Source organism: Bradyrhizobium sp. USDA 326, from assembly GCF_049739485.1.
GTDB lineage: Bacteria > Pseudomonadota > Alphaproteobacteria > Rhizobiales > Xanthobacteraceae > Bradyrhizobium.
Genome location: NZ_JBMGQA010000001.1, coordinates 7,160,390 through 7,172,490 on the forward strand (window position 1 = coordinate 7,160,390; position 12,101 = coordinate 7,172,490).

Consider the following 12,101-nt stretch of genomic DNA (forward strand, 5'->3'; position numbering starts at 1 on the left):
GGGTGGGCCTGGTGGCCGCCGGGGGCGAACATTGGCGCCAATTCGCCTTTGCAGGATATGAGCCATGTCAACGCCCCCTCGCCTCCCAGACACCTTCAATCGCCTCGCCTGGTCGAATCTCGCGGCGCAATCGGCCGAGCAGATCGCGCTCGCCGCCGCGCCCATCGTTGCCGTGCTGACGTTGGGGGTGGCCGAAGGTCGGACCGGCCTGCTCCAGACTGCGCTCACCCTGCCCTTCGTTCTGTTCGCCATTCCCGCCGGCGTGCTCGCGGACCGCATTTCCCGGCGCCGGCTGATGGCGGGCGCCGAGGCGTTGCGGGCCGCCGCGCTCGCCGCCATCTTGCTTCTGCTGGTGCTGGGGGCACTCGACTTGCCGCTGCTGGCGCTGCTCGGCTTCGCTGCCGTGTGCGGCACCGTCGTCTACAGCGTCGCCGCGCCGGCGCTGGTGCCCTCGCTCGTGGGCTCGGAGCTGTTGCCGGCGGCGAATGCCCGCATCGAGCTTGCGCGCACCATCGCCTTCGCCAGCGGCCCTGCGCTCGGCGGCGCGCTGGTGGGATGGTGGGGCGCAGGCCCGGCGTTCGGCTTTGCCGCGGCGCTCTCGGCTATCGCGGTGGTGCTGCTCTCCGGCATCTACGAGCCCGCGCGCGCACCTTCGCCGCAGCGACATCCCTTTCAGGAGATCCGCGAAGGCGCGGCCTTCGTGTTTCACCATCCACTGCTGCGGCCGGTGTTCATCACCCAGTTCATCTTCAACACCGGCTGGTTCCTGCAGATCGCCGTGTTTGTGCCCTACGCCGTACGACATCTCGGCTTGACGGCCGCCGGCGTCGGCACGGTGCTGACGATGTACGGCGTCGGCATGGTGATCGGCGCGCTCCTCGCCACACGTGTGATGAAGCGCGTGGCCTTCGGCACGGTCGTCGGACTCGGCCCCGTCACCGGCTTCGTCGCCGCACTGGTGATGGCGCTGACGGTGTTGCTCCCCTCGCCCTGGCTCGCCGGCCTCAGCTTCTTCCTGCTCGGCGTCGGTCCGATCCTGTGGGTCATCTCGACCACGACTCTGCGCCAATCGGTGACACCGCCGCGCCTTCTTGGACGCGTCTCCGCCATCAACATCATGAGCTACGGCGCCCGTCCGATCGGCTCGGCCCTGGGCGCGCTCGTCGGCGGCCTCTGGAGCGCGGAAGCGTGCCTCTATCTGGCGGCGGCAGTGTTCGGCGTGCAGGCCCTGGTGATCCTGCTGTCACCGGCCGTGGGGCTGGACCGGCAGCCGGACATGGTGGGAGATGAAGCTGCAGCGCGATGCTAACTAGATCGTCGCCGCGAGTTCAATTCGCCAGGTAGCGCTCATAGCTCCCCGTCACGGGCTCGCTCGCGTCGACCTCCGGATCCAGCGTATAGAGATCCTGCGCGCGGCCGATGCCGCGCAGCGCATAGCGGCCGGTGGAGACGAGATAGCGGCGGCCGGCGGCATCGAGGCCACCATAGAACTCGGATGAGGCCAGCAGCTCGCGGTCGACCGAGCGGCTCATCGAGGCGATGCGGCTGACCTCGTTGACGGTCGGGCCGACCACGGTGAAATCGAGCCGGTCCTCGCTGCCGATATTGCCGTAGAAGACCTCGCCGACATGCAGGCCGACATAGGCCGACGTGGTCGGACGGCCCTCCGCCGCCCGCCGCTTGTTCAGCGCAGCGACATTCTTGCGGAACAGGTGCTCGGCCCGCAGCGCGGCCCTCCGCGCATCCGCCATATCCTCGCCCCAGAACATCGCCAGCACGCCGTCGCCGATCAGCTTCAGCACGTCGCCGCCGGCGTGGTGGATCGCGTCGATCACGGTCTGCGCATAGTCGTTGAGGAACGGAATGATCTCGTCGGGGCCGATGCTCTCGCTGATCCCGGTCGAGCCGCGCAGGTCCGAATACCACAGCACCGCGTTGATGCGCTCGGTGACGCCGCGGGAAATGCGCCCGCGCAGCACCTGCTCGGAGGCATCGCGGCCGAGATAGACCCGGCCGAGCGTGCGCACGATGTCGACCTGCTGTGCCGACTTGATCGCGAGACCCAGCACCGGCACGAGATCGCGCAGCGCCTCCAGCTCCAGTCCGGAGAAACCGCTCTCGCGGCGGGTGGTCCAGCACGAATAGAGGCAATCCATCAGGCCGAGCGCACCATTCTCGCCGAACCGATGCACGAAAGCGAGATAGTGCTTGTGGCCCTTTTCGGCGAGTTCGCCGATTTGCGAGAAATCCATCGACGGCGCATCGGCGAGATCGATCACCATCTCGTCGTGGCCATTCTCGAGCATGTGGAAGAACACCGAGCGGCGCCAGCTCTTTGCCGCATCGCCGTCGGCGGTCGAGCCATATTCGAACGCATCGCTCTCGTTGCTGGGCCGGTCGCTCCAGCGAAAGCCCCGGCCCTCATAGATCGGATGCAGCGTGTCGATGACGACGAGCCCGCGCGACAGTTCCAGCCCCTCGGCGCAGCAGCGCTCGCAGAAGCCGCGGAGCAGCTCGTTTTCGGGCAGGCCAGTCAGCCCCTGGCCGGTCAGCCAGTTCATCAGCGCAAGGCGCGAGGTCAATTGCATGCGCCATTATGGCGTGCATTCGTGACGAGCGAAAGGCGCAGGCCCGACGTGTGCACCAGGCTCCCGTCCCCTGCAGGTCGAATATGTCGCAGCGCCGGTTGACGCCCTCGCCGCGCGAACGGCAAATGTCGGCGATGATGACTTCGTCGGCCGAAATCGGAAGCCCGTGCGGATGACCCAGCGCCAGCTTCCGATCATCCTGGCGCTCGGCACCACGCAGACCCTGGCCTGGGCCTCGAGCTATTATGTGCCGGCGCTGCTCGCCGATCCCATGGCGCACGACCTCGGCGTCTCCTCCAATTGGATCTTCGGCGCGTTTTCGGCTGCGCTGGTGATCTCGGCCATGCTCGGCCCGCGCATCGGGCGGCAGATCGATCTCGTCGGTGGCCGTCAGGTGCTGTCGGCCTCGAACCTGATCATTGCCGCCGGCCTCGTGCTCCTCGGGCTCTCGCAATCGATCGCGGTGATGGCGATCGCCTGGCTCGTGCTCGGCGTCGGCATGGCGATGGGGCTCTACGACGCCGCCTTCGCAGCTTTGGGGCGCATCTACGGCACCGAGGCACGCCGGCCCATCACCGGCATCACGCTGATGGCGGGCTTCGCCTCCACCGTCGGCTGGCCGCTCACCGCCTGGGGCATCGCCCATATCGGCTGGCGCGACACCTGTTTTGCGTGGGCCGCCGCCAACGTCCTGATCGGACTGCCGCTCAATTTGTTGATGCTGCCGGCGATCAAGGGCGTGAAGCAGGCCGCGGCCACGGCCGAGAAACCGCATTTGCCGCTCGACCGCACCATGATCCTGCTGGGCTTCATCTTCGCGGCGGTCTGGACCGTCACCGGCGCGATGGCCGCGCATTTCCCGCGCATCCTGGAGGCGACGGGGGCCACGCCTGCCGAGGCCATCGCGGCCGGTGCACTGATCGGCCCGGCGCAAGTCGGGGCGCGCATGCTCGAAGCCGGCTTCCTCAGCCGCTTCCATCCGCTGTGGTCGACGCGGCTCGCCTGCCTCACCCACCCCGTAGGAGCGGTGATCGTTGCGATCTTCGGCGGCGCTGCGGCGAGCGCGTTCGCGCTGTTCCACGGCTCCGGCAACGGAATTTTGACGATCGCACGCCGGCACGCTGCCGCTGTCGATCTTCGGCCCGAAGGATTTCGGCTACCGCCTCGGCATCATCGGCGCCCCGGCGCGAATGGCGCAGGCGGTGGCGCCACTCGCCTTCGGCCTGCTGATCGACCTCATGGGCGCCAAGGTGCTGATCGTCTCATCCGCACTCAGCCTCTCGGCGCTGGCGGCGCTGTTCCTGATCCGCCCGGAGCGGCGGCCGGATTGACGGAGCAGCCGCTTTCGCGCACAAGCGAGCCATGAGCGACGACGCTGGCCCGCCCCGCACATTCAAGAGCCTCCTGCGCTGGGCGACTACGCCGCCGCAGGCATGGGGCGTCTATCTCCTCGCCGTCCTCCTGGTATGGCTGCTCTCGTTCTATGCCGGGACGCTGAAGCCGAAGAAGTCCCCGGACGCGAGCCAGCCGACGGCGACCGCGCCGCGGAGCTAGGCCGCCTTTACCTCGCTGGTCGCAATCCAGATGCCGGCGAACACCGCGACCAGCCCGATCAGAAGATTTCCCGTGATCGGCTCGCCGATCAGCAGCGCCGCCAGCAGAGCCGCGGCGATCGGATTGACCGTCATCGTATTGGCGACCCGGGTCGGCGTCGTCCGCGCCAGCGCCATGACCGAGAGGATGAAAGCGAGCGCGCCACCGCCAATGCCCAGATAGACGCCGGCAATCCACTGCGCCGCCGTGAAGTGCTCGAGCGCCGCAAAGCTACCTTTAGTCAGCCCCACCAGCACAAGCGCAATGGCGCCCGCGCCCATGCCGACGGTGAGAAAACCGAGCGCGCTGGAGCGCTGCATCAGCGGACGCGACAGCACGTTGTAGAACGCCATGCAGAACACGGCGCCGGTCATGATCAACTCGCCGCGCCAGGCGCCGGGCGGGCTCTGCGCGAGCCCCGCGGCAAGCGCCGCCGCCACGCCGAGCACGGCGATGCCGACGCCCGTGACCTTGCGCGCGGACAGGGGCTCCACGCCGAGCAGCGCGCCGACCATCATGGTGTGGAGCGGCAACGTCGCCAGCGCGAGACTGGCGCGCGCGGCGGTCGTGTAGGAGACCGCGATGTTATAGAGGATGAAGAACAGGCCGAAGAAGCAGATGCCAAGCAGCATCACCACAGGCCAGTCGGGCCGTTGCGGCCACCGCACGCCCAGCAGAAGCGCGCAAGGCAACAAGCAGAGAAAGCCGATCCCCCAGCGCAGGATCGCGAGCAGGACGGGGTCGGCGCCGTCGACAAGATAGCGCGTAATGGCCGCAGCGGTTCCGCCGAAGCTGCTCGACGCCAGCGCGATCGCAACCCCGGCCCACTCGCCCACCACCATCTCCCGTCACGGAGTTCCTCCGGGCGTTAGCACGTTGCTGCTGCCAGCATGGTGGCAGCAGCACAACGGCGGGTCCGTTCGCGCGGCCCGTCAATGCTGGCAGGTCTCGACCTCGACCGTGACGTGGCTGAGGCCCTTCAATCCCGCGAGCCGCCGCTTGTACACGGCCGGCTGCTTCGGCTTGTCCGACACCACCGAGAGCAGCACGGCGCAATGGCCGGGGCCGACCTGCCAGAGATGGAGGTCGGTCACGCGATCGTCGCCGACCTCCATGCGGGCCCGGATCACCCGCTCCAGCTTCTCGTCGGCGCGCACGTCGAGCAGCACCGCACCCGATGACCTGATCAGGCCGTACGCCCAGCTCGCGATCACGACGCTGCCGATCAGGCCCACCGCCGGATCGGCCCAGACCCAGCCTGAATACATGGCGACGGCGAGTGCTGCGATCGCCAGCACAGAGGTCGCGGCATCGGTCATGACATGGACATAGGCCGCGCGAAGGTTGTTGTCGTGGTGATGGTGATGATGATGGCCGTGATGATCGTGGTCGCGGTCGTGATCGTCGTGGTCATCATGCGCATGGCCATGGCCGTGACCGTGATGGTGATGATCGTGGCTATCGCGCAGCAGCCACACGCTGGCGAGATTGACGCACAGGCCGAGGGCAGCCACGGCCATGGCTTCGCCATAGACGATCGGTACCGGCGTGATCAGCCGCAGCACGCTCTCATAGGCGATCTCGACCGCAATCAGGCCGAGGATGATCGCGCTGGCGAAGGCGGCAAGATCCCCGAACTTGCCGGTGCCGAAGGTAAAGTGCGCATTCCCCAGGTGCCGGCGCGCGAAACGATAGGCGAAGGCGGCAATGCCGAGCGCGGCCGCATGCGTGCCCATGTGCCAGCCGTCGGCCAGCAGCGCCATCGAACCGAACAGCGAGCCTGCCACGATCTCGCCAACCATCATGACCAGCGTCAGGACGACAACGAGCCAGGTGCGGCGCTCGTTCTCGTCGTGCTTCTCGCCGAGGAAGGCGTGGTCATGGGTCCATTGTTCGATGGAATGGGAATGCATCGAATTCTCCCGAAGATTCAGGTCTGCCGGCGCGCAATATAGACGGCAGGCACCAATTTTCTAAGGTCCAATCGTCCCGCGGATTGACAGTGCTACTTAGTTTCGCTGTAATCTGCGCCATGGGGATTTGAGCGATCTCCCCACGAGGCGACAGGCCCAAGCATCGCGTCCCGTTCGTTTCTTGCGAGGACGCATCATGTCTACATTCACGACCATTTCGTCTGACAAAATGGCACGGCTGATCGGCACGGCGAACGCGCCTGTCCTGATCGATGTGCGCACCGAGGAGGATTTTGCCGCCGATCGGCGGCTGATCCCCGGCTCCATCAAGCTCAGCCACGACAATGTGACGGACTGGGGCGGCGCTTTCGCCGGCCGCCGCGCCGTCGTCTCCTGCTTCCGCGGTGAGAAGCTCGCGCAAGGCACCGCGGCCTGGCTGCGCCAGCTCGGGGTGCAAGCGGAGACGCTGGAGGGCGGCTTCGAGGGCTGGAAGGCGGCCAAGCTGCCGCTGCTCGACGCCCGAAAGCTGCCTCCACGCGATGCCGAGGGTCGCACCGTCTGGGTCACGCGAGCGCGACCGAAGGTCGATCGCATCGCCTGCCCGTGGCTGATCCGCCGCTTCGTCGATCCCAGCGCGGTGTTCCTGTACGTCGCGCCGTCGGAAGTGGTGGGAGTCGGCGAGCGCTTTGGTGCCGCCCCATTCGACATCGAGAACGTGTTCTGGAGCCACCGTGGCGAGCTCTGCACCTTCGACGTGATGATCGAGGAATTCGGGATCGCAACGCCGGCCCTGCTTCGCCTCGCGACGCTGGTGCGCGGCGCCGACACCGCGCGGCCGGACCTCGCGCCGGAGGCACCGGGCCTGCTCGCGGCCTCGCTCGGGCTGTCCCGGATGTACGACGAGGACCTCGAACAGCTCGAGGCCGGCATGACGCTCTACGATGCCTTCTACCGTTGGTGCCGCGACGCCACCACCGAGACGCACAACTGGCCGACCAACAAGGTGAAGGCGTAAATGGACATCCGTAACGTTCAGGCAGGAGCTGACGCCGGTCACGGCGTCAGCTTCAATGGGGCCTTTCGCGTCTGGCTCCGTGTCGCCTGCCTCAGCTTTGGCGGGCCCGCGGGCCAAATCGCGGTGATGCACCGCATCCTGGTCGAGGAGAAAAAATGGATCTCGGAAGGCCGGTTCCTGCATGCGCTGAATTACTGCATGCTGCTGCCGGGACCCGAGGCGCAGCAGCTCGCGACCTATGTCGGCTGGCTGATGCACCGCACCGCCGGCGGGCTGATGGCGGGCGGGCTGTTCATCCTGCCCGGCATCATCGCCATCATGGGCCTCAGCTACGTCTATGCCGCGTTCGGCAATGTCAGCTTCGTCGAGGCGCTGTTCTTCGGCCTCAAGGCTGCCGTGCTCGCCGTCGTCGTCGAGGCGGTGGCGCGCGTCGGCAAGCGCGCGCTGAAGAACCGCATCATGTTCGCGCTCGCGGCCGCGGCCTTCGTCGCGATCTTCTTCTTCGCGGTCCCCTTCCCGATCATCATCATCGCCGCCGGCATCATCGGCTATGCCGGCGCCCGAAGCGGCCGTCCGGAATTCGCGCCGGCCGGTCACGGCCATGGCGGCAGCGGTGCCGCGATCGACAGCATGCTCGGCGAGGCCGTGCCCGATCATGTCCGTCCCAACGCGGCACGGGCGATCCGCGTCGGCGCAATGTGGCTGGCACTCTGGCTTGTTCCGGTGATTGCGCTGCTGTCAGTCCTCGGACAGGCCAATGTGTTCAGCCAGATCGCCCTGTTCTTCTCGAAGATGGCACTGGTCACCTTCGGCGGCGCCTACGCGGTGCTGGCCTACGTGGCCCAGCAGGCGGTCGAGCACTATCACTGGCTGAAACCGCACGAGATGCTCGACGGCCTCGGCATGGCCGAGACGACGCCGGGGCCCCTGATCATGGTGCTCCAGTTCGTGGGCTTCATGGCCGCCTTCCGCGATCCCGGCGGCCTGTCGCCGATGCTTGCGGCGACGCTCGGCGGCCTGCTCGCGACCTGGGTCACCTTCACGCCCTGCTTCCTCTGGATCTTCGTCGGCGCGCCTTATATCGAGCGCCTGCGCGGCAACACGGGCCTCGCCGGTGCGCTCAGCGCGATTACCGCCGCGGTCGTCGGCGTGATCCTCAACCTCTCGATCTGGTTCGCGCTGCACGCGCTATTCCGCGAGACCGTGCCGGTGCACGCGTTTCCGCTGGATTTCGACAGGCCGGTGCTGACGAGCGTTGATATCCCCGCGTTGCTGCTGGCCATCGCGGCGGCGACGGCGATCTTCCGATTCAAGCTGGGGATGCTGACGGTGCTGGCTGGCAGCTGTGCCGCGGGCGTGGCGCTAAGATTGGCGGGAATGATCTAGGAGAGCCGCTACGCTGTCCGGCCTTGCATGTCCCGGGTGGTCGATGATCCGGCTTAGCATCAGGCTGCGGTGTCCAGTTGACCGAGCGCGGCCTTGATATCCTTGGCCGGCGGCAGCCCGAACATGCGCCCATACTCTCTCGTGAATTGGGAGACGCTTTCGTAGCCTACTCCGAAGGCCGCGCTGCTCACGTCCGAGCCCTCGGACAGCATCATCCTGCGCGCCTCGATGAGCCGCAGCTGCTTCTGAAATTGCAAGGGAGTGAGTGATGTAATCGCGCGGAAGTGCTGGTGAAACGAGGAAGGACTCATGGCAGCCGCTTCCGCCAGGCGCTCGATCCGCAGCGGCTTTGCGTATTCGGATCGAATGATCGCGACGGCGCGCGCAATGCGTTGCGCATGACTGTCCGCGACGCCGAGAGCCCTTATCGCCGCGCCGTGGCGCCCCGCCAGCAGCCAATAGTGGATTTCGCGAATGAATTGAGATCGCAGAACCGGCAAGGAGGACGGACGCTCGAGCAGCCGCATCAAGCGGAGCGCGGCATCGGCAACCTCCGTTTCGGTCGGATCGACGCGCACGGGAATGCCTTGCTGCTCGGGAGCAAGGTTCATCTCCACGATCAGGCTCGCGATCACCGCCGGGTCGAGCTCAACGACCAGGGAATAATATGGGAGCTGCGCACTGGCACGGGTAATCTGGCTCACCGTTGGCACGTCCGCCGAGATCAGGAGCGACTCTCCTGCCCCGAAGTCGAAGGTGTGGGCTCCCATCGTCACGCGTTTTCGACCCTGCAGGACGAGCGCGACAAGCGGTCGGTTGATTGCGTATTGGAGCTGGCCCGGCGTCAGCGCCCGTATGGCCGTAAGGCCCGGAATCGGCGTCCTGGCCGTGCCGTTTTGGTCGGAGTGCGAGTCCGCATAGCGGCGAACCGTTTCAAGCAAGGTCGTCGTCATTGCGCGAATTTACACCAGCCGCGGGCTCCGGCAACCGACATGGCCGGACTGCTTCAACTTTGGGCACGTGAATTGATCGTTCGACGCAGCGACGGCCGGGCCTGAGGGACGCTCGCGGTCATTTGGAGGAATAGGCAAGAAGGTTCAAGGATCCGGCAACTCGAATGCCGCGGTGTCTGCCACCCTCGCCGTGTCAAACGAAGGAGACATCACATGGCAAAAATTGCAATCGTCACCGGCGCGAGCCGCGGCCTTGGCCGCAACATGGCCGTCAACATCGCGCGCAAGGGCAGCGATGTCATCATCACATACCGGAGCCGTGCGGACCTCGCGGAGAGCGCCGTTTCCGAGATCAAGGCGATGGGACGCCGGGCCGTGGCCTTTCAGCTGGACAGCGCCGACGTCGCCAACTTTCCCTCCTTCGCGCAAAGACTGGGCTTGACGCTGAAGGAGACATTTGGTCGCGAGAGCTTCGACCACCTCGTGCACAATGCCGGCGACGGCCTCTTCGCTCCGCTCGGGGAGACCACCGAAGCTCAGTTCGACCAGCAGATGAACCTGCATGTCAAAGGCGTATTCTTCCTCACCCAGGCCTTGTTGCCGCTGATGGCAGACGGTGGCTCGATCGTCACCATCGGCAGTGGCTTGACGCGTGTCACTTATCCGGGCTTCGCCGTCTACACCATGGCGAAAGCCGCCGCTGACATGATGGCGGTCTGCATGGCCAGAGAACTTGGGCCGCGTGGCATCCGCGTCAATAGCGTTGCGCCCGGCGCGATCGAAACCGACTTTGGCGGTGGCCTCGTCCGTGACAATCCCGACGTGAACAGGCAATTCGCCGGCATGACCGCGCTGGGCCGCGTTGGTGTCCCGGACGATATCGGCCCGATGGTCGCGAGCCTGCTCAGTGAGGACAATCGATGGGTGACCGGGCAACGGATCGAGGTATCAGGCGGTCAGACGATCTGAACGCCCCCACACTCGGTGTCATCGCCCGGCTTGATGTGCAGACCGGGCGATCCAGTACTCCGAGGCGGCCGAGATTGAGAAGAGAGGCCGCGGCGTACGGATGCCCAAATTCGCGGGGCATGACACCGTCGTCGCGGCACTACCGCATCATCATCCGCGCGATCGCCTCGCCGATCACCACCGTCGTGAAATGCGTGTTGGCCCGGCAGTCGGACGGCATGATCGAAGCGTCGGCGACGCGCAGGCCCGCGATGCCTTTCACCGTGCCATCGGGGTTGACCACGCCGTCTGAATCTCCAGCGCCGCTCATGCGGCAACTGCCGGCGGCGTGCTGGATGTCGCCGGTCTCACGGCGCAGCACCGCATCGAGCTCGTGATCCGGCAGGCTGGCGGCTTGCGGCAATGTCAGATCGGTGTCGGCGAGCCGGATCCAGTCGGAAATCCCAGATAGCGCCGGCTGCGAGGTGATCACCGCAAGGCGCCTCACCGCATCCATCATCCGCAGCATGTCGCGGGGATCGGCCAGCATGTTCTCCTCGACGATGGGATCGATCGCGGGATCGGTCGAGGCGAGCTTGAGCGTGCCGCGGGAGTACGCGTTGAACAGCCCGGCACCGATCGCGCCTGGCACGCCGACGCCGCGGTGATTGAAGGCGATCAGGATCATGTCGCGCTTGCCGCCATTGGCGAGGCCCGAAGAGTAGGTCACGCAGCAATTGGTGTGGCGGGTATCGGGATCGGTGGGACGAAGTTCCTCCCGGAGCTGGATGGTGGCACGAAAGAGCGGGTGGTCAAAGAAATGACGGCCGACCGGCAGATCGCGCGCGACCGCGATCCCCATCGCCCGCAACTCCTCGGCCGGTCCGATGCCCGAGCGCAGCAGGATCGCCGGACTGTGAATGGCGCCGGCGCACAGCACGATATGGTGCGCCGCGATCTCGCTCGTGCCCTGTCCTTCGATGTGAACGCGGACGCCGGTCGCCCGGCCGTCGCTGATCAGCACGCGATCGACCAGCGCATGCCCGCGGATCTCCAGATTGGCGCGGCCGCGTGCGGGCTCCAGATAGCCCTCATTGGTGGTGATGCGGCGGCTGTCGCGGCTGTTGATGGGATAGCAGGCGACGCCCTCGCCATCAGGACCGTTGACATCGGAACACCAGGGGTATCCGCTCGCCAGCGCAGCGTCGCGCAAACCGCGATCGATCGGGCCCCATGTCTCCGGCGGCGCGCGATAGACCGGCAACGGCCCACCGCGGCCGTGGCCCTCGGCATCGCCGAATTCCAGATCGTCCTCGATCACGGAGAACAGCGGCATCACCTCCTTCGCCGACCAGCCGATGCAGCCATTGGCCGCCCATTCGTCGAAGGCGTCCGCAACGCCGCGGATCGCGATCTGGCCGTTCATCATCGATGAGCCGCCGAGCCCCTTGCCGCGCCAGTAGAAGCGCGGCTCCTGCCCCGCCACCCGGCGCGTCAAGAGGTCAGGCCATTGCCATTTCTCCTGGTATTCGCGCTTGTGAATGATCGGGATCGGATTGGGCGTCCGCACCTCCCAGGGCGCCTCGTCGGCGCGCCAGTCGCGTCCCGCTTCGAGCAGCAGGACGCGCCGCGAGGGATCCTCGGACAGCCGTGCCGCAACGGCGGCGCCGGCTGAGCCACCGCCGACAACAACGACATCGTACAT

At 66.6% G+C, this 12,101-nt stretch carries 10 protein-coding genes and 1 pseudogene; 6 read left to right on the forward strand and 5 right to left on the reverse strand.

Features of this window, described 5'->3' with window-relative positions:
- The first annotated feature begins 64 nt into the window (after positions 1–64).
- On the forward strand, positions 65–1,309 hold the full coding sequence (locus ABIG06_RS33870) for an MFS transporter (protein WP_370140152.1): 1,245 nt from the start codon (positions 65–67) through the stop codon (positions 1,307–1,309).
- A 19-nt stretch (positions 1,310–1,328) separates the two neighbouring features.
- Here the strand turns inward: ABIG06_RS33870 and ABIG06_RS33875 are convergent, their stop codons facing one another.
- On the reverse strand, positions 1,329–2,588 hold the full coding sequence (locus ABIG06_RS33875) for an adenylate/guanylate cyclase domain-containing protein (protein ID WP_370140153.1): 1,260 nt from the start codon (positions 2,586–2,588) through the stop codon (positions 1,329–1,331).
- A 172-nt stretch (positions 2,589–2,760) separates the two neighbouring features.
- On the opposite strand from ABIG06_RS33875, the pseudogene ABIG06_RS33880 reads away from it, so the two are divergent.
- Positions 2,761–3,919, forward strand: a pseudogene (locus ABIG06_RS33880) (MFS transporter).
- A gap of 31 nt (positions 3,920–3,950) precedes the next feature.
- Positions 3,951–4,142 carry a hypothetical protein gene (locus ABIG06_RS33885; RefSeq protein ID WP_370140155.1) on the forward strand — a complete coding sequence of 64 codons (192 nt, stop codon included), beginning with the start codon at positions 3,951–3,953 and terminating at the stop codon, positions 4,140–4,142.
- On the opposite strand, the gene ABIG06_RS33890 is transcribed toward ABIG06_RS33885, so the two are convergent.
- Positions 4,139–5,017, reverse strand: coding sequence for a DMT family transporter (locus ABIG06_RS33890; protein ID WP_370140156.1), 879 nt, complete (start codon positions 5,015–5,017; stop codon positions 4,139–4,141). The genes ABIG06_RS33885 and ABIG06_RS33890 overlap by 4 nt on opposite strands.
- A gap of 96 nt (positions 5,018–5,113) precedes the next feature.
- Positions 5,114–6,094 (reverse strand): CDF family Co(II)/Ni(II) efflux transporter DmeF, encoded by a 981-nt coding sequence (gene dmeF, locus ABIG06_RS33895; RefSeq protein WP_370140157.1) that lies wholly within the window; start codon positions 6,092–6,094, stop codon positions 5,114–5,116.
- Positions 6,095–6,290: 196 nt separating this feature from the next.
- Here dmeF and ABIG06_RS33900 point away from each other — a divergent pair, with 196 nt between their 5' ends.
- Positions 6,291–7,109, forward strand: a complete 819-nt coding sequence (locus ABIG06_RS33900; RefSeq protein WP_370140158.1) for a chromate resistance protein ChrB domain-containing protein — start codon at positions 6,291–6,293, stop codon at positions 7,107–7,109.
- On the forward strand, positions 7,110–8,495 hold the full coding sequence (gene chrA, locus ABIG06_RS33905; protein ID WP_370140159.1) for a chromate efflux transporter: 1,386 nt from the start codon (positions 7,110–7,112) through the stop codon (positions 8,493–8,495).
- A 59-nt stretch (positions 8,496–8,554) separates the two neighbouring features.
- Here the strand turns inward: chrA and ABIG06_RS33910 are convergent, their stop codons facing one another.
- Complete coding sequence (locus tag ABIG06_RS33910; RefSeq protein ID WP_370140160.1) at positions 8,555–9,448, reverse strand: AraC family transcriptional regulator; 894 nt, start codon at positions 9,446–9,448, stop codon at positions 8,555–8,557.
- Positions 9,449–9,661: 213 nt separating this feature from the next.
- On the opposite strand from ABIG06_RS33910, the gene ABIG06_RS33915 reads away from it, so the two are divergent.
- Positions 9,662–10,417 carry an SDR family NAD(P)-dependent oxidoreductase gene (locus ABIG06_RS33915; protein WP_370140161.1) on the forward strand — a complete coding sequence of 252 codons (756 nt, stop codon included), beginning with the start codon at positions 9,662–9,664 and terminating at the stop codon, positions 10,415–10,417.
- Positions 10,418–10,556: 139 nt separating this feature from the next.
- On the opposite strand, the gene ABIG06_RS33920 is transcribed toward ABIG06_RS33915, so the two are convergent.
- Positions 10,557–12,101, reverse strand: a complete 1,545-nt coding sequence (locus tag ABIG06_RS33920) for a GMC family oxidoreductase (RefSeq protein WP_370140162.1) — start codon at positions 12,099–12,101, stop codon at positions 10,557–10,559.